Source organism: Frankia sp. AgB1.9, from assembly GCF_016786355.1.
GTDB lineage: Bacteria > Actinomycetota > Actinomycetes > Frankiales > Frankiaceae > Pseudofrankia.
The window spans coordinates 31,736-50,000 of sequence record NZ_JADWYX010000066.1; the positions used below are offsets into that span (position 1 = coordinate 31,736).

General features: G+C 69.1%; 10 protein-coding genes. 3 read left to right on the top strand and 7 right to left on the bottom strand.

Annotated features, from left to right (window positions below):
* Positions 1 to 11 precede the first annotated feature (11 nt).
* The 4 genes from I6A60_RS24620 to I6A60_RS24635 form a co-directional block, all read right to left on the bottom strand.
* Entirely contained in the window at positions 12 to 1,505 is a 1,494-nt protein-coding gene (locus I6A60_RS24620) for a hypothetical protein (RefSeq protein WP_238436158.1), read from the bottom strand.
* Between the two features lie 125 nt (positions 1,506 to 1,630).
* Positions 1,631 to 2,059 (bottom strand): hypothetical protein, encoded by a 429-nt coding sequence (locus I6A60_RS24625; protein WP_203021399.1) that lies wholly within the window; start codon positions 2,057 to 2,059, stop codon positions 1,631 to 1,633.
* 124 nt (positions 2,060 to 2,183) lie between these two features.
* Positions 2,184 to 4,241: a DNA/RNA non-specific endonuclease gene (locus I6A60_RS24630; RefSeq protein WP_203021398.1), complete on the bottom strand. Its 2,058-nt coding sequence runs from the start codon at positions 4,239 to 4,241 to the stop codon at positions 2,184 to 2,186.
* 223 nt (positions 4,242 to 4,464) lie between these two features.
* Positions 4,465 to 5,139, bottom strand: coding sequence for a hypothetical protein (locus I6A60_RS24635; protein ID WP_203021397.1), 675 nt, complete (start codon positions 5,137 to 5,139; stop codon positions 4,465 to 4,467).
* A gap of 303 nt (positions 5,140 to 5,442) precedes the next feature.
* Between I6A60_RS24635 and I6A60_RS24640 the strand changes: the two genes are divergently transcribed.
* The 3 genes from I6A60_RS24640 to I6A60_RS24650 all read left to right on the top strand — a co-directional run bounded on the left by I6A60_RS24640 (position 5,443) and on the right by I6A60_RS24650 (position 9,228).
* On the top strand, positions 5,443 to 6,198 hold the full coding sequence (locus I6A60_RS24640; RefSeq protein ID WP_203021396.1) for a peptidoglycan-binding protein: 756 nt from the start codon (positions 5,443 to 5,445) through the stop codon (positions 6,196 to 6,198).
* 1,083 nt (positions 6,199 to 7,281) lie between these two features.
* Complete coding sequence (locus I6A60_RS24645; protein ID WP_307873847.1) at positions 7,282 to 8,457, top strand: hypothetical protein; 1,176 nt, start codon at positions 7,282 to 7,284, stop codon at positions 8,455 to 8,457.
* A 300-nt stretch (positions 8,458 to 8,757) separates the two neighbouring features.
* Positions 8,758 to 9,228 (top strand): VOC family protein, encoded by a 471-nt coding sequence (locus I6A60_RS24650; protein WP_307873848.1) that lies wholly within the window; start codon positions 8,758 to 8,760, stop codon positions 9,226 to 9,228.
* 144 nt (positions 9,229 to 9,372) lie between these two features.
* Here I6A60_RS24650 and I6A60_RS24655 read toward each other — a convergent pair whose 3' ends face one another.
* From I6A60_RS24655 to I6A60_RS24665, 3 genes are all read right to left on the bottom strand, one after another.
* On the bottom strand, positions 9,373 to 11,238 hold the full coding sequence (locus tag I6A60_RS24655) for an SAM-dependent methyltransferase (RefSeq protein ID WP_203021395.1): 1,866 nt from the start codon (positions 11,236 to 11,238) through the stop codon (positions 9,373 to 9,375).
* Between the two features lie 82 nt (positions 11,239 to 11,320).
* A complete protein-coding gene (locus tag I6A60_RS24660) occupies positions 11,321 to 17,173 on the bottom strand; it encodes a type I polyketide synthase (RefSeq protein WP_203021394.1) in 5,853 nt (1,950 codons plus the stop codon).
* 337 nt (positions 17,174 to 17,510) lie between these two features.
* A partial coding sequence (locus I6A60_RS24665; RefSeq protein ID WP_203055702.1) for a LuxR C-terminal-related transcriptional regulator occupies positions 17,511 to 18,265 on the bottom strand: 755 nt, incomplete at its 5' end.

Below are 18,265 nucleotides of genomic sequence, written 5' to 3' on the forward strand. Positions count from 1 at the left end.
ACCCCTTCCACTCAGGCGTTCAGGAGTTTCCCGAAATCTGTGACCTCCGTGCCGTAGCGCGCGTTCCAGCCCTGTAGGACTGCCGCCTTCAGAATGTCAGGGTTCACCTCCGCGGCTTTACGCGGAGAGGTAGCGCCGGGGGTGTGCTCGTAGTTCCACACGATGACGTCGAGGTATACCGGGGCCTTGAGTGACCAACCCTGGAGCAGCAGCGCCTGGGCGACAGCCGGGTAGGGCGTGAAAAGCGGATTGGCGAGCCAGTCGCGTAGCTCGGCCTCGGCGACGCTGAAGTCCACCCCCATTGTGGCCAGCGCGGCGACGACGTCGGCGGGAGGTGTCTCGCCAGGAGCAGGCGCCATCGGATTTCCTTCCGGCGGTGTGTGCGGGGTGTAGCCGTTCGTGCGGAAGATGCAGAAGATCCGCGGCTCGCTGGCGCGGTAGGGGCCCAACCGCTGGACGTGAACCTCGCCTGCCGTGTCGGTGATGTCGAACTGGAGGCTCAGATCGTCGTGGCGCGGGTAGTTGTTGTCGTACACCCACAACTGAACGACCTGGCCGCTCTGTTGATACGCATAGGCAAGCACCTGGTGGTTCTTCCCGACGTCGAGCGAGTCGGTCTGGATCAGGCCGATCGGGGACAGCCTTCCCGCGTCGATGTCGTCACGGATACGCGGCCACTCGTCCCGATAAGTGATCCAGGATCGGCCACGGGTCAGTCCGGCGACCTGCTGCAGGAACCCTTCATCGCCGTTTGGGTAGTGGGGCGAGGAGTACCCCAGCCACCGGTGCCCAGAGCCGGTGACATCGAAGCTGTCGAACAGGCGGCCCCTGATGAATTGGAAAAGCGGGTCCGCCTCGGAGGCGGGCGCCGTCGTCGCGGAGGGCGGGAGCTTGCCGGCGGCGAAGTAGTCCATCGCGCCGAACGTCATGCCGCCGCACATTCCCGCGTCGGCCTTCGTGATGGGAAGCCAGTTGTCATCCACTCGCGCGATGCCGAGGGCGGCGGCGGCATCGCCGCCGAGGGCGTCGAGGAGCCGGTTCCAGAGGAAACCGAGAGTCATCGCGGGAAGGTTAGGGTCCCAATGGTTCGCGAACTGGAAGCCGTTGACCGACGGCGTGAATCCTGGCACCTGGCGACGCGCGCTGTCACGGAGACGAATGACGAGGCGTGCCTCGTGTCCCTGGCCGCCGCTGTACGACGCCTCGTAACCAGGTGGTGCCCATACGTGGAAGGTGTTTCCATACGGGGACTCGGCCAGGGGGCTGTCCCAATGCACGTACAGCTGCTTCCCTGGGTCGCCGTCGATGTTGTACCAGACCCTGCCCTCGGTCCCTGTCGTCGGAACGACGAACAAATCGCCCTCGGCCCGCCACTCCGCGGTTGTTCCGGGAGCGATGGTCGCGGCCCGCGAGGGGTACCACGGATCGGTCCACTCTCCCCAGTCCAGCTTGTCGCTGGCCCAGGCGAGTGGTACGTGCGACTCATTGTGAATTTCGACGGCCATGCGTATCCGTGACACCGCAATCGCTCCCTCGTTATCGTCAGTACTCCAACGTCTGATTGTTCTGCCTGTGAACGCAGGCTCTCGTGGACGCAGGCCTGGCTGGCCCCACGCCAGCTGTGACCGCCTCAGGGTGCGGGAGGTTTGGGCGTGGAAGCCGGAGCCGGCGTGGCCGGCGGTGGCTGAACCGAAGATGGCGACCCGGCCGGGCCTGCGGTGTCGGAGCCAGGCCCACGTGCCGTGAGCAACGGGTCCTTCTTCGCCGAGTCAGAGTTGTCGAATGCCTTTTTGAACTCATTGACGGTACTGAGGATCGAGGTGGCAATGAGCCCGAGGAAGATCTGGGTCGCGATGTCCATGTTGCCCAGACTCGAATCGCCGAAGCTGACATTGGACGCGAAATCGGTGCGCGCGGCGAGCATGATGGCGCCGACGCCCGCGACCCACGCGATCGCCTGCGTCAGGACGCCGTTCCACTGGCGCGCGCGTATGTAGGTCAGGAAGTTCACGAAAGTGAAGACAAGCGTTCCGACGGCAGCCAGCGGTGCGAAGGACATTGCTGCCCCCTTCTACTCCTCTGCTGTGCGCGACGTGGCTAAGAGCCGAGACGACCCTCCGGCCCGGATCCTCCTCGACGCCGGGCGGGCGCCCACGGAAAGACGGCCCGGAGGGCTACCTCTGTCACAGGACGAGCTGCCTGGGATGGGTGATCTCCCGGGTGGCCTCCGTGGTTTCCAACCGGTCGAGGGGATCGGACGCGGTGAGGGCACCGAACGAGAGCCCGGTGAGTGACGCGATCCGCGCGAGTGGCACCTGATAGGTGCTGTACGCGCCGTACGAGAAGGCCGCGGGTGTGATCTCCAGGCCGCGTATCAAATCGGCCTGGCTGAGGAGGTAACCCGTGGCCGACAGCCCGCCGGCCGCGGTGACCATGACGGCGATCTTCCAGAACTGGCGGGGCAGGAGTACACCTCGGTATGGCTGGTCGTCGTCTGAGAGGACGGGGCCAGCGAAAACGGTGACCTTGAAGTCCTGGTTGTCCGCATTTTCCAGGATGTAATCTTCCAGCCCCGCCCAGGTAGTCTGGTTCTCGTTGAAATCAGCGTGCTGAGGGGTGCAATTAGTGAAGTGAAAGGTATCGTCGTTGGCGAGTTTGGCCTGGGCGCGGGTGGCCCCCCAGGCGGGGTCGAGACGGCGGACAAGGTGGCCGCGGTCGAGCGGGTTGTCGCGGTAGACCTGCTCGCCGGTCTGCTCGTCCTCCGGCACGCGGGGGTCGAAGGACCAGCGGTCGGGCTCGCGTTGCAATCGGGCAGCGGTCGCCCCGTCGATGTTGACGGCGGTGAAGAACGCCAGCCGCCGCTGCCGGTTCAGCACGACGCTGAAGTGGTGGTAAGGCAGCACATACGGCGGCTGCTGCCCAGTGGCGAGCTGGTTGACGGCCGCCAGCGGCACCTGGTCCGGATGCAGGGTGGGCAGCGCTACCCGGTGGCCGCTGCCCAGGAAGTCCTCGTCGTAGCCGACGCGGTTGGTGTAGTCCGGGTCGATCCGGACCGCCTCCTCCTCGGCGGCGGGAGGCAGACCCGGGCCGGCGAGGCCGCCGTGCAGGCGGATGTCGAACGACGGCACGGTAAGCGTCACGGACTGTTGGATCCTGGCGGCCTCGTGCGCGGGCGCCTGCACGGTGACCGGGCCGGCCGGCGCGGCGGCCGGGACTATGACGTGCGCGGCGGCAGCGGGGCGGACCCGGTCGTAGAGGAGGCGGTCCACGAGCGCCTGCCGCGCTGTGGGGAAGGTCTGGTCGCGCAGGAAGGCGAGCAGCCTGCTGACCCGGATTCCCTCGTTCAGGATGCCGCCGAGTTCGCCGTGCTCCGGAGCCGGCACCGCGGCGTGGTGCAGCGCGACGATCTCCCACTGGTCGTTGAAGACCGGGGATCCCGAGGACCCGGGCTCCGTGTCGGTCTCGTAGTGCATGAACAGATCCAGCACGTCCACGATGCGGTTCTCCCGCAGCGCGACCTGCTTCTTCCCGCCGCCGGGGTGCTGGATGATCGTCACGAAGTCCCCGACGATCGCCTTGCCCTCCGCGGCGACCAACAGGTTGAATCCGAACTGGCTTAGCTGCGCCGGTTCCGCCTTCACCGCCACGAGCGCGAAGTCCATCGCCTCGTCGGCGAGGAAGAACCGGTCCGGGTCCAGGGCGAACTCCGCCAGCGGCAGCGGCTGGCCGTCGGGACCGTCCTGGTAGTCGAACTCGACGCTGCTGGACGCGGCCACCCGGGTGTCGGAGAGAACATGATGGTTCGTCAGGAGCAGCTCTGGGGAGACCAGGCTGCCGGTGCCGTAGCCGGCCGTCCGGCCCCGGTCGTCACGGATCACGATCCGGCCGACCGCTCGCGCGGCCGCGACACCGTCCTCCAGATAGCCGACATCGAGCAGGTCGTTCGTCTGAATGATCCGTTCCAGAACGGCGCCCGCCTCCGCGGTGGCGGCTGGTTCCTCGGCGCCGACCGCGGCCGGGCTGACGGACCGCGCGTCCGGGTTGTGCCGGGCCAGTCGCGCGATGCGGGCCGCGATCCGGGCGGGATCGTCGGCGCGCGCGATTCCGCCAGGCTCCCGCAGCACGGAGATATTCCCCCTGCGTGGGTCCAGCCTGGACACGGCCCGTGCCGCCAGCGCTTCCTGCTGCTCGTTCGCGAGCGCCGCGCCCCGTTCAGTTCGGGCACTGTCTACCGAAACCATCCGGACCTCCACGATTCCCCGTGTTCTACGGCCTGAACTCCGGCGCCGACGCTCTGAACACATTCCCGCCACCGGGCCGGCCGACTCCCCGCGCCGGCGACAGCTGCGGCCAGGAAAAGCGATCAACATCGGCGAGCGCCTGGCGCCGGCAGGCCCGCGGGGGGCCGCCGCCCCCCAACACGCTTGCGCGTCGAGAGCGGGCGTCTCTGACCGGTGGGTCGCGTCACGCGACCGCGGGCCAGATGAGTTCGTCCGGGTTGAGATGCTTCGTGACGACGGCCGCCGCGTTCTTGAACAGCCGCTGGTCGCGGTCGTTGCGCAGGCTTACTCCGCCAATATCCGGGTTGAACCGGCACCGGGTCGCCGCCGTCGCCCAGTCACCGGCGGCGACGGAGCCCTGGAACTTCGGGAAGTTGAAGGCGGGGCCCATGGCCCAGGACATACTGAGAAGGCCGAGCTGTGCGTCGGCCGGGAAGCTGTCAAAAGACACGAAAGGCGTGCGCTGCTTGAGAGCGCCCTCCATCTCGGTGAGCTTCTCGAACGCCAGCCGGTCTATCTCCTCGTCGGGCAGGCGAAGGGTGGCGAAGTTGCGAAAGCTGGCGCCACCGTGACTGGCCTGGCCGAGCCGGGCCTTGATCTGGTCCCACTCGGCGGCGATCTGAGCGGGAGTGGCCGCTGCGTCGCCGACCTTCGTGCGCCAGGCCAGCCGCTGGGCGAGCTGGTGGGATTTCGTCCGTTCCGCGGCCGTCGGGGTATGCGGATGCGCCAGGCTGGTGGCGTCGATCAGGTTCCCGAGGCCGGTCGTGACCAAACCCTTGATATCGAGATACATGAAGTCCAGCCGAGCCTCGATCGGCTCGTTGAACTCGGTCCAGACAGATCGCACGCTGTTTCGCATGGCCGCTCCCTTGCCGGACCTGAGCAACTTAAGCGTCCTTCGCGGATTCTTGAACGGATGGACGGAGTGCCGTACCGGTTGGGCGCCGGTGTGGCGGGAACGGAAGTAGCGGACGGGGAGCCGGCAGGACGTCGCGCGGCTCGCTCGTCCCCGTCAGCTCATAAGGAAAAATGTCCGCCACACAGACCCGGTCTGTGTTGACTGGTGGGCCTGGGACGACTGGACGCCGCGAACTCCGGCAACGCCTGGATTCTCGCGACGTCACCGGTCGTTTGTTCCTGGTCCGCCGTGAGATGGGGAGCCATGGCGAGCGCCGACGACGTCATCCGGGTGGCCGCAGAGGAGATCGGCTACCACGAGGGACCCAACAACGACAACAAGTATGGCCGCTGGTACGGCATGAACCATGCCTTCTGGTGCTACATCTTCTGCCAGTGGGTGTTCGCTCAGGCCGGCACGCCGCTTCCGTTCAGGACGGCCTATGTCCCCTCCGGAGCGACCTGGGCACGCCAGAACGGAATGTGGCGCCCATCGACGCAGAGCGAGCGGGGCGACCTGATCATATTCGACTGGACCGGTACCGGGCAGGCGGCCACGAGCAACACACACATCGGCATCGTGGAGAGCCACGTCAACGGCACCGTACAGACCATCGAAGGTAACCGTGGGGACAGCGTGTGCCGTCGCTCCTACGTCGCGGGGGAGAACGACATCGCCGGGACGATCAACTGCCAACCGCTGTTCGCGTTCCACCCGCATCCGACGGACAACCGCTTCCAGGTCTTCCCGACCGTCCAGCAGGGGATACACGACCTCGGCGCGACCGGGATGTTCCCGGATATCGGCCACCCGGTCGGAACACTGCAGAACGCCCTGAACATCGTGAACCACAAGGAGGCACCGCAGCCAGGCGCCCTGTCCCCGGACGGCGTCTTCGGCGGAATGACAGCGAACGCGGTCCGCGCCTTCCAGACCGCCGAGTCGCTGGCCGCCGACAGCGTCGTCGGCCAGAAGACCTGGGCAACTCTCGACCACGCCCTCGACAGAGCCGGACGTTGACAGGCGGGCACGGTGAGGATCGCAGGCAGGTCGAGCCGAACGGCCGCGCGGGAAACCTTTTCTGTCGTGAAGAGCGGCCAACTCGGGGCGATCTACGTCAGTTGAGGAGGAATCTCATGTGCAAGAGGTGGGTAGCCATAGTCGTGTTCACGCTGGTGTCCAGCCTGCCGATGGCAGTGGCGAACGCCTCACCCGGAGGCCAGACCGGCTCCCAGAACTGCAGTACGACCAGCGATTCCTGCCATGAGACGTGCGGCTGGAGCGCCACTCCCGGAGTATGCGATATGCCTAGTGGTGGTTCTTCTGCGTCTGGTCGGCCCATCGTGCAGGGGCTGACCTAAAGAAGCGGGGGCACCCGATGGCTTATTAAATCGCCTATGTCGAGGCCGGTGCGGACGTGGGTGCTCGGCGCAGCTTTTATCTTTCGAGGAGGAATCTCATGTTCAAGAGGTGGGTAGCCATAGTCGTGTTCGCGCTGGTGTCCAGCCTACCGATGGCAGCGGCGAACGCCTCACCCGGAGGCCAGACCGGCTCCCAGAACTGCAGTACGACCAGCGGTTACTGTCATGAGACGTGCGGCTGGAGCGCCACTCCAGGAACGTGCGGTGGTTGGGGTGGTGGTTATTACGCCTCTGGGCCGTCCGGAGGGCAGGGACTAACCTAGTGCCGCCTCCGACAATGTCTGCCCGCTCCGAACCCCAAACATGATCGCCGTTTTGGCCCTGAAACGGTTGTGACCAGGCCCGGTTCACGACCACCTGAGGGCGAAGACGGTGATCATTCCGCCGGGACGACCTTCGCGGTCAAGGCACTGGACGGCGCGGAGACCTGACTACTGGTTGCAGAAGGATCGATGTCATGAGATCACCTTCTCGTCGTCGGGACCGCGCAGCCGTGCCTCCTGTACGAGGCCAGATACTCGACGGACGATCCAGACGGCGAGCGTCTGGCCCGCGTATCCGCCGGACCTCGGGATCCATCTGGCGGAACCGGCCACGTGCGCGTGTCGCACGTTTCACCCGGACCCCGAGGTCCCTCGAACCGCATCCGACTGCCCCTTTCCTGATCGTCCCGGTCCTGCTTGTGACATCTTTCTACCTCGCCTGGTTCGGCGTGGAGAACGTCGCCGACTCCCTTGCCTATCTGGGTTGTTTCACCGGCGTTCTCATGGTCGTCACGGCCGCGGTGATCATCTTGGGTGCTCTCGGGACGCTGGACCACTGGTACTCCCACCGCTTCGAGATCGCCGGCCTCCTTGCTCTCGGCGGCTCTGTCACGGCCGTCGTGGCCAACACGATGCTGCTGGTGGCCACGGTGAGAGAGAGCATAGAATCATGGCCGTACTTTGCGACGTGGTGTCTGCTTGTCTTCGCCTCAAGCTGGTCATGTTATGTCGTGTACCACACGTCCGTCGTCATACCGTCACCGAAGAAGGTCGCCGTCGCCGCGAGCGCCACGGCCGTCATCGCCATGGCGAACTTCGGCTACACGCAGCTTTATCAGCCGTACCACGAGGAACCTAAACCGATTCTTGAGGCCAAGTTCGGATCCCCCACCCTGAGTGCGGACCGCAAAATGTTCTCGGTGCCGATAACGCTCACTTTTGAGGCTCGCGGCAACGTTGGGGTGTATCTGGTCGGCGACCAGTTCGTCGTCTACGGCCGACGTGTCACGATCAGATCGTCCGGCGGCTCGGCGCCCGACTGGAGACATGACTCGGCAGACGGTCAGAACGAACTCTCCCGATGGACAGAAATACGCACCGAGCCAATAGAGATTGGACGCTGGGACAACTTCGGATCGTGGGAGGACCCGGGAGTGTCAAGGTCGACGACCAGACTTGTCCAGTTGCCCGTCGACATCCCCTATGACCAGCTGGGAATCCGGGCCGAGGCTGTTAGCGTGCGCAGGGACCGCCTCAGCCTGGACCCGATGTTCGCAACCGGCGCGCAGTACTCGTGGCGGGATTTCAGGCACCAGGGATGTGGCAGTGGGGGTGCTGACTGCGTCCGATACCGTGGGCGCATATCGGAGAACAACTCGGTCGATCGGCACACGAGAGCTCCTCGCTACCTGACGCTCTGGTGGAATTTTGGCCCCACGTTGGAAACGGTGGGCCTGGAGTCGAACATCGTGCGCAGGGGCGAGCTTGACCGCAGTATGTCGTCGGAGGAGTCCAGCCGATTGTGGAACCGGTACGGTCTGGAAAAGGTCACGGCTTCCGCGACCTTCAGATCGCTGTTGGATATCAAGCACTGAAACGGCGGCCCCCGCGACGTTCCGACGGCACCGGGCATGTTCGAGGCCCCGGCGAGGTCGGCCCACCGGCTTGATCGCCGTTTTGGCCCTCAAGTGGTCACACAACCGTGGCGGTCACAGCCACGCGAGGGCGAGAACAGCGATCTTGCTGGTCCTGGAGCGAGGCGGTGAGCTCGCGTGAGGCCGTTCGGCGCCGACGATGGGCCCAGACCTCTGACCGCCACGATCCACCGATGAGTTCCGCGGGGCGGTCCGGTCTACCAGGCCGTATCCGTCGCTCTACCGATCTGGAGACCCGCCGTGACCGTCCCCGCGCACCCCGGCCGCATGCTGTTCGTGAACATCCCCGTGGCGGACCTGCCGCGCAGCAAGGCGTTCTTCGCGAAGCTCGGGTTCAGCTTCCACCCGGGCTTCACGGACGAGACCGCCGCCTGCATGCTGGTCGGCGAGCAGGCCAGCGTCATGCTGCTCACCCACGAGAAGTTCGCCCAGTTCGCGAAGCTGCCGATGGCCGATCCCGCCACGCACACGCTGGCGCTCTACTGCTTCAGCGTGGCCACCCGCGACGAGGTCGACTCGGTCTCCGCCGCCGCGCTGGCCGCGGGCGGCGTCGAGGCCGACGGCCTGGAGGACTACGGGTTCATGCGCTCGCGCAGCTTCTACGACCTCGACGGCCACGGCTGGCAGGTCATGTGGATGGACCCGGCCGCGGCGCAGCAGGGCCCCGAGGAGTTCGCGCACGCCACGCAGGACGCCGACGTCCCGGCCTGACCGACGCCAGCGCGGGCCGGCGCCGCCCGCCCCTCTCGGAGGCGGCGCGGCCGCCGGCCCTGAAAGACGCCGACCGGCCGCGACGCGAAGGGGCGGCTGCGCTCCCATACGGCCGGAGGAGGCCTTCCCGCGACGTCGCCTGCCTCAGCGGTGCAGCTCGGCGGTGATGAAGCGGCTTGCCTCGATCGTCGTCGAGAGCGCCGGGTTGAGCGGATGGCCATATCGTTCGGCGACGCGGCCGATCGGTTCGGCGTCTGTCCTCCAGCCGAGCGTCTCCAGCGTGGCCACGGCGTCCCGCTGGTCGTCCTCGTGCACCAGCGTGCGCAGGTCGACGCCCCATTGCCGGGTCGCCGCCTCGTAGTCGTCGGCGGGGAGGGTCTGGCCGATCTTCTTCGCGTCCTCGATGGCTATCCGGCTGCCGGGCACGGACAGCTGGTCGATCGCGTCGAGCAGGTGGTGTTCGGCCTCCGGCGGGAGGTAGGGCAGGAGGCCTTCGACGAGCCAGGCGGTCCGCGCCTTCCGGTCGAACCCGGCCTCGCAGAGCGCCGTCGTCCAGTCCTCGCGCAGGTCGATGCCGACGAGGTGGTGCTCGCAGCGGGCCGACGCCGCGCTCTGGTCGAGGACGGCCTTCTTGAACGCGAGCACCTCGGGCTGATCGACCTCGAACACGACGGTGCCCGCCGGCCAGTGCAGCCGGAAGGGTCGGGCGTCCAGCCCCGACGCGAGCAGGACGACCTGTCGCAGTCCGCTGGCTCCGGCCCATTCGAAGAAATGGTCGAAAAACAGGGTGCGAACTCCCATGTACCGCCAGGTGGGAATCCAGCTGTCCGGCGGGGAGAGCGCGGCGAGCTCCGCGGGGGTCGTCGGCATCGGATTCGGCAACGCGGCCGCGCGCACGAAGGCCGCGGCGAACGGGTCGTTGATCATCGCGTCGTCGCGGTGGGTCTCGATCGCGCGCGCGGACGCCACTCCCAGTTCTGTGATGCCGACGCTCGACACTATGTCCCAGCGCTTGGGATGCTCTACGCCGGAGCGCCTGGACACGGCATCCGGAGCCGGCCGAACGGTGCCGGCGGCATCCTGCGCCCATTTCTCCGGCGCGGGAAGGCCGAGGAACTCGCCGATCCCGGTCAGCACCTTGACCGGCTGCTCCAGAATGTCTTCGTAACTTACGGTCAGGACCTGTGCGACTGGCAGCCGGGCCAGGGCGGCTTCGATGGCGGCCGTCTGGAAGGAGACCATCAACCGGAAGCTCTCGGCCCCACGCGTCCAGGCGGCGAACGATTCCTTCGAGAACCGTCCCGGCACCAGGTCGAGGAGGTCCGGCGGGACCGCGCCGGCCGGCGGCGCGCCGTTCAGGACGTCGGCGCCGCACCGGCTGACGAACTCTCCGCGCAGGAGCAGCAGCCGAAAGACCGTGTGGCGGCTCATGGATCGAGCCGTGTCCTCCGGGTCGCGGGTGAGGTGGAGGAACCGAGCCGCCGGGAAGTTCTTCACCAGCTGGTCCGTGAAGAACCCCGAGGCGCCCGACCGCTCGACCCACCGCGGTCGGCCCAGCCAGCCCCCGAGCACCGAGAACAACTGGCGGTAGTGCTGGTCGGCCGCCTGGGTGGGAAAGTCGGGTACGGCCTGGGCGAGGCGGTCGAAGAGACGATCCGGCTCGCTGGACAGGAAGGGCAGTGTGGTCGCCGAGATACGCGGCACCCCGGTCGACCGGTCAAACCGGAGCCCACCGTCGACCGGGTAGAGAAATTCCGGCGGTTCCATGCCCTGCGCGAGCAGCGGTTTCATCGGCGAGTCCCGGTCGGTCAACCGGTTCCAGAGCTCCTCACCCGACACAGGTCCGGCGGGGAACGGCGCGGGTGCGAGGCTCGCGAAGAACTCCGAAAGGGACAGGACCTCGGGGTGAAGGGCGAGTGCCTTCGACAGGAGTGTCGAGCCGCAGCGGCCGGTGCCGACGACGAAGGCGCCGTCCGCCCGCTCGGCGGCCATCGAATCTGACGGGACCATGGCTGGTTGCCTCCACATTCTGTGTGGCGTTCCGGGCCCGGCCAGCCGCGCCACGGCGGAACCGCCGCAGGACCCGGACGCGTCATCGGGTCCGGTCGAGACTGGTCAGCCAGCGATGGAGATCCTGCGCGGTCGACGCCGCGTGCTCGTTCATCATCGTCTGGTGGTTGCCGGCGACCTCCAGCGTGAGGTGCTCGATCTCCCAGTCGGTCGTCCAGCCGTGTTCGGCGATCGTCGCCTGGTCGTCCGGCGACAGCTGGGGCATCCGCTCCTGAGCGCGAACGAGGACCACCGGTGCCTCGACGGGGCTCGGCTTCCATTTCTCGAACAGGGTCAGGTAGGCGCCCTGGGCGGTGACCTGCGCCTCGGTCATGAGCGCGAATGCCTGGTCGTTCACGGCGATGCCGCGTAGCTCCTCCTGGATGTCCTCGGTCGGGATGCGGTCCCCGGGCAGCCAGGTGTCGAGCAGGACGACGGCGTCCGGCCGCTGACCGCGCGCCTCCAGACCGGCGGCGACCGCGTGCGCCAGCCAACCGCCGGACGAGTAACCGGCCAGCGCTACCGGCACGTCGGCGAACTCACCGGCGATCAGGTCGGCCAGCAGGTCGACGACGAGGTCCGACGTCGCGGGCAGGTGCTCGCCCTCGTCGAAGCCCGGCAGCGAGAGTCCGTAGACGTTCCGCCGGCCGTGCAGGTGCAGCGCCAGCCGGGCGAAACTGTGCGGCCCGGAGGGGGCGACCATCGACGGGACGCAGACGAGGGCACACGGCGCCGGGCCGGAGGCGAGCCGGACGGGTGGCCGAGCCGTCCCGAAGCCGGCCAGGTCGTGGAAGACGGGCCTGAGCTTGGCGACGGCCTGGAGCACCTCGACGCCCTCGACGAACCGCCCGATCGAGCAGGCCTGCCGGTAGAGGTCGCGCACCCCGGCCGGCGTGAGCTGGCCACTCGGCGCTGCACGGTCCTGGGTGGCGACCAGCGAGCCGAGATACTCGGCCAGCTCCGTCACGGTCGGGTGCTCGAAGACGACGGGTGGGGCGAGCCGCTGGCCGATCACGGTGGACAGACGGCGGCTGAGCTGGACCGACGCGAGCGAGTCGAAGCCGAGGTCCAGGAATCGGCGATCGAGCGCCACCTCGTCTGGCGACGCGTGGCCGAGGATAGCCGCGGCCTCCTCGCGCACCAGGCTGGTCAGCGCGCGATCGCGTTCCGATCCGGTGAGACGGACGAGGCTGGCACGCTGGTCGTCCGCCGCCGGGCCGGTCGAGAGGCCGGTCGTCGGCGGAGGCGTGGCGGCTCGGACCGGGCGCTCGCTCAGCTCGTCGAAGAAGTGGCTGGGCCGCCGCGCGGTGAACGGCGGCAGAAAACGTCCCCAGTCGACGTCGGCCACCGTCGTCGCCGCCGAGCCGGCGGCGACCGCCTCCGTCAGGGCGGTGACGGCCGCCTCGGCCGGCAGGGGAGCGACCCCGCGCCGCAGCAGGTAGTCGCGCAACGTCGGCTCGGCACCGAGGCCCCCCTCGGCCCAGGGACCGAAGGCGACGGAGGTGGCCGGCAGCCCGCGGCCGTGCCGGTGCGAGGCCAGGGCGTCCAGGTAGGCGTTGCCCGCGCAGTACCCGGTCTGGCCGCCGCTGCCCCAGGTCGCCGAGACGGAGGAGATCAGCAGGAACGCGTCCAGTGGGACTCCGTCGCCGCTGGCGGGGCTGGTCAGCTCGTCGAGCAGTGCCGCTCCGACGGCCTTGCCGGTCACGACCTCTTCAAGTTCGCCGAGGCTGAGCTCCCGTAACGGCGCGACCCGGCCGATGACGCCGGCCGCGTGCACGACGGCGGTCAGCGGCTCGTCGAAGCCCGTCGCCCGGTCGAGCAGCGCCGTGACCTGGTCGCGGTCGGCGAGGTCGCACGCCTCGACGGTCACCTTGGTACCCAGCGCCTGGAGGTCCGCGACCAGCTCCGGGACCCCGGGGGCGGCCGGCCCGCGCCGGCTGACCAGGATGAGGCGCGCCGCTCCGTCCCGGGCGAACCGGCGGGCGGCGTGGGCGCCGATCGCGCCGGTTCCACCGGTGATCAGAACGGTTCCGCTCGGTCGCCAGGACGCCGCCGCGGTGTGGGCCGGCTCGGCCGGGACCAGGCGTGGGACCAGCAGCGCGCCGCCGCGTACCGCCAGCTGGTCCTCACCGCCGGGCGCGGTGAGCGCGACGCCGGCCAGGGCCAGCGCCTCGTCGTCGAGGGTGGCCGGGAGGTCGAGAAGGCCGCCCCAGGCGTCGGGGCGCTCCAGCGCCAGCGCGCGGCCCAGCCCCCACACCATCGCCTGGGCCGGCGCGGAGACCGGATCGAGCGGCCCGGTGCTGACCGCGCCGCGGGTGACGCACCAGTACGGCGCGGTCTGGCCGAGGTCGTCGAGCGCCTGCGCGACCAGGCAGGTGAAGGCGAACCCGTTGGTCAGCCGCGGGTGCAGGGCGTTGGGCTGATCGTCGAACGGGAGCAGTGAGACGATGCCGCCGAGCTGGTCGTCCCGACTCGAGCTGTGCTTCGACAGCACCGCGGCGAGCCGCCCGCGCTCCGCGTCGGCCACGGCGAGGGGGATGTGGACCGGCCTGCCGCCCAGACGTTCGAGGAGCCAGGACAGCCGGGAGAGCATCCGGTCGTCGACCCCCGCCGGCCCTGTCAACACCAGCCAGGTGCCCTTGATCGAAGCTCCGGTGGCGAGGTGGCCGGCGGCCGCCGCCGCGGCGCGTTCAGCGGACAACGGCTCCCACCGGACCTGGTAGCGCCAGCTGTCCGGTCTCGTCGCCGGTGCGCCGGTCGCCGGCGGAACTGCCGCGCCGTCGATCCAGTAGCGCCTGCGTTGGAAGGCGTAGGTCGGGAGGTCGACCCGGCGGCCGCCGCGGTCGTCGCACAGCGTCGCCCAGTCGATGGCGACACCCGCGACGTCCAGCTCGGCGAGGGCGACGAGCAGCGTCTCGGGTTCGGAACGGCCGGCCCGGCTGGTCGCGACCGCTGCCAGGTCCTCGGCTGTGGCGTCCTCGGGCAGGCAGCCCGGCACGAGCGCGGTCAGGACGGCGTCGGGCCCGATCTCGACGAAGGCCCGCACGCCGTCCCGGTGCAGCCCGCGAACCCCGTCGAGGAACCGGACCGGCTCACGTACCTGGCGTACCCAGTACTCGGGCGACATCAGGTCAGCCTCGGTGGCGGGTTCACCGGTCAGGCTGGACATGACGGGCAGGGACGGCGGGTGGTAGGTGACTGCCTGCACGGCCGTGCGGAAGGCCACGAGCATGTCGTCCATGTGGGGGGAGTGGAACGCGTGGCTGACGGTCAGCCTCTTCGTGCGCGTGCCGCGCCGCGTCCAGTCGGCGGCCACCTGGGCGACCGCGTCCGCGTCGCCCGCGATCACCGTGGACCGGGCGCCGTTCACGGCGGCGATCTCGACCTGTCCGGCCAGCCCGGCGATCGAGGCGAGGACGTCCGCCTCGCCGGCTCGGATCGCGGTCATGGCGCCCCCGGGCCGGCACTCCTGCATCAGCCGGCCTCGGGCCGCGACCAGCGCGCAGGCGTCGTCGAGTGTCCAGACCCCGGCGACGTGGGCCGCGGTCAGCTCGCCGATGGAGTGCCCGACGACGGTGTCGGGCCGCAGGCCCCAGGACTGGAGGAGCCGGAACAGCGCCGTCTCGAAAGTGAAGAGCGCGGCCTGCGTGTACGCGGTCTGGTCGAGCAGCGCGGCGTCGGTCGAGCCGGCTGGCGCGAACATGACCTTCCGCAGCGGGCGGCGCAGGAGCGGAGCGAACCGGTCGCAGATCTCGTCCAGCGCCCGGGCGAACTCCGGGTAGGCCCGGTACAGCAGCCGGCCCATTCCCGCGCGTTGGCTGCCCTGCCCGGTGAACAGGAATGCCGTCCGCCCGCCCGAGACCGCCGGCCGCGCCACCCCCGAGATCAGACCGGCCGAGGAGCGGTTCTCGGCGAGCCTCGTCAGGGTGTTGACCAGATGCGCGTGACCTCCTCGCTCGTCGGAGACGATGACGACGGCGCGTGACTCGAAGCGGACCCTGCCGCTCAGCGTGAGTCCGACGTCGAGCGGGGTGATCTCGAGGTGGCGGTCCAGATGACCGGCCAGCCGCGCGGCGTTGGCGCCCACGGCCTCGGCTGTCCGGCCGGACAGGACGATCGGCACCGGGGCCGGCGCGTTCGCCGAGCGCGGGTGGGAGGCCGTGGAGTCCGGCCGGTTGGTGCCCGGCGCCTCGCTCGTCTCGGGCAGGTCCGCGGCCTCCTCGAGGATCAGGTGGGCGTTGGTGCCGCTCACACCGAACGAGGAGACCGCCGCGCGCCTTGGTGCGCCGTCGGAGGTCTCCCACGGCCGTTGCTCGGTGAGCAGGGAGACGTGGCCGGCGGACCAGTCGACATGCGGAGACGCCTCTCGCACATGGAGGGTCCGCGGCAGCTGGCCATGCCGCATGGCCTGCACCATCTTGATCACGCCGGCGACCCCGCTCGCCGCCTGGGTGTGACCGATGTTCGACTTCAGCGACCCGAGGTGCAGCGGCCGGCCGGCCGGGCGGCCGCGACCGTAGGTGGCGACGACGGCCTCGGCCTCGATCGGGTCGCCGAGCGCGGTGCCGGTGCCGTGCGCCTCCAGGACGTCCACGTCACCCGGGTCGAGTCCGGCGCTGGCCAGCGCCGTGAGGATGAGGCGTCGCTGGGCGCTGCCGCTCGGCGCCGCCAGTCCGTTGCTGGCGCCGTCCTGGTTGATCGCGGTGCCGCGGATCAGCGCGAGTACCTCGTGGCCGTGCCGGCGCGCGTCGGAGAGCCGTTCCAACAGGAGCACGCCGGCGCCGTCGGCCCAGCCGGTCCCGTCGGCGTCCGCGGAGAAGGGCTTGCACCGGCCGTCGGGCGCCAGGCCCTGCTTGCGGCTGAACTCCAGCAGCATGCTCGGTGTCGCCATCACGGTCACTCCACCGGCCAGCGCCAGCTCGCACTCGCCCGACAGAAGCGACCGCGCGGCCAGGTGGATGGCCACCAGCGAGCTGGAGCACTGCGTGTCCACGCTCAACGCCGGGCCTTCGAACCCGAACGTGTAGGACACGCGGCCGGCGACGACGCCGAGCGCGTTCCCGGTGAGTAACTGGCCCTGAACTTCGGCCGGGGCGCGGTGCCAGGGCGGCCCGTAGTCCTGGAGGGACACCCCGGTGAAGACGCCGGTCCTGCTGCCGCGCAGGGAGCCGGGGTCGACGCCCGCGCGTTCGAACGCCTCCCAGGTGATCTCCAGCATCAGCCGCTGCTGGGGATCCATCGCGGCGGCCTCACGGGGGCCGATGCCGAAGAAGCCGGGATCGAACAGGCTGATGTCCGGCAGGAACCCGCCGTGGCGGGTGTAGATCGTTCCTGGCTGCTCGCGATCCGGGGCGTAGAGCGCGTCCAGGTCCCAGCCGCGGTTCGTCGGCAGCCCGACGATGCCATCCCGGCCGTCCCGCACCAGTTCCCACAGCGCGGCCGGCGAGTTGGCGTCGCCGGGCAGCCGGCAGGCCATGCCGACGACGGCCACGGGATCCCCGGCGACGACTCCGCCCGGGGGACCGTTGAGCGTCACGTCGGCCTCGTCGTCGCTCCCCAGGATGCGCGCCCGCAGATAGGCGGCCAGGGCGGCCGGCGACGGCCGGTCGAACAGGAGGGTGGCCGGGAGTACCAGGCCGGTCTCCGCTGCCAGCCTCGACCGCAATAGGCCGGCTACCTCGCGATAGATTCCAAGGCGGCGCCACGAAACGAGGGTATCGACCGGGATTCGTGCCGAATCGCGGTCAGTTAGCACACCGACGATCTCGGCTATCAGATTGAGAAGGACTCGGATCTGCCCGGACTTCGGGAGATCGGTCAGGCGTTCACGGAGTGTGTTCGCCGAACCGTCGGAATCCCGGGCGGAAGGCACCCCGGATTTGGGAGAAGCGTGCATCCGGCTCTCCTAGCAGAAGAAACGACAGCGGCCCCCGCTCCGCTACGGACGATGGCGTGGTCACCTCGGCTGGCGTTCAGCGCAGACCGACGCTCAGCCCGATGACCGTCGCGCCGAAAAAGGCGTCAACCGGCAACCGGAGCCATGTTCCGCAACCTAGGGTGCGTATAACCGTCCGAACTAGCCGCAAACGGGGGGTCTTCTGACGACCTGAGGTGGCCGCCGGGCGGCGCTCGCGAGAGCGCCCGCCCGGCCGCTTCTGATCAGGCTCGGGCGGCGGGTGGCCGCTCCGGCGGAAACCGGGTTCGAGTCCCGGGCCGGGTAGCCCGGCCGCCGCCTACGGCAGCAGGCCGGCCCGGCGCGCCACGTTGACGGCGGCGGTGCGATTGTGGACGCCCAGCTTCTGCATGATGCTTCGCAGATACGATTTCACGGTCTCCGGCTTTACCGTGAGATGTTTCGCGGCCTCCGCGTTGGAGTGGCCCTCGGCGATGAACCGGACCACCTCGAGTTCGCGCGGTGTCAGGCCGAAGGCCGGCTCGCGGTCGGTCGCCCCGTCCATGTAGCCGTAGCACGCCTGTAACAGCTGGCGGATGGACGCGACCCGTTCTCGTACCGCCACCTGGTCGCCGGCGTGGTCGGTCAGCCCCTCCAGCTCCGCCTCGATCTGGAGGAGGGTTTCCAGCGCCGGTGCGGGTGGGCGTACGTAGGGGCCGCCGCCGGTATCACCCCTGGCCCCGCCGCTGTGGTAGGCGAGAAATCGCTCGAACGCGCGCGCCATCTCGACGAAGGTGTCACTGACGGCGGAGCCGATCTGATCCCTCGATCGCGTGGCCGCGTACATCACCGCCCAGATCGCGCCGGCCCTGCGGACGGGGACGGCGGCGACCGCCCGGATTCCCTCTTCGGTGCCGGCCCAGTCGCTTCGGCCGGGCTGTCGCCGGCTGTTGCGGACGTCCGCTATGACCGGCCGGCCGCGCACCAGGACCTGGCCCCCGACACCCACACCAGGGGGCAATACCGCTAAGTTAAGACCCGCACCAACAAGATCAAATAGCCATCGATGATCTTCGTTGCGTTCTGGGGATCCTT

Coding starts and splice junctions, on each gene's coding strand:
- I6A60_RS24630 (WP_203021398.1), bottom strand. CDS start 4,241: ATGGTTTCGGTAGACAGTGCCCGAACTGAACGGGGCGCGGCGCTCGCG.
- I6A60_RS24625 (WP_203021399.1), bottom strand. CDS start 2,059: ATGTCCTTCGCACCGCTGGCTGCCGTCGGAACGCTTGTCTTCACTTTC.
- I6A60_RS24620 (WP_238436158.1), bottom strand. CDS start 1,505: ATGGCCGTCGAAATTCACAATGAGTCGCACGTACCACTCGCCTGGGCC.
- I6A60_RS24635 (WP_203021397.1), bottom strand. CDS start 5,139: ATGCGAAACAGCGTGCGATCTGTCTGGACCGAGTTCAACGAGCCGATC.
- I6A60_RS24640 (WP_203021396.1), top strand. CDS start 5,443: ATGGCGAGCGCCGACGACGTCATCCGGGTGGCCGCAGAGGAGATCGGC.
- I6A60_RS24655 (WP_203021395.1), bottom strand. CDS start 11,238: ATGGTCCCGTCAGATTCGATGGCCGCCGAGCGGGCGGACGGCGCCTTC.
- I6A60_RS24660 (WP_203021394.1), bottom strand. CDS start 17,173: ATGCACGCTTCTCCCAAATCCGGGGTGCCTTCCGCCCGGGATTCCGAC.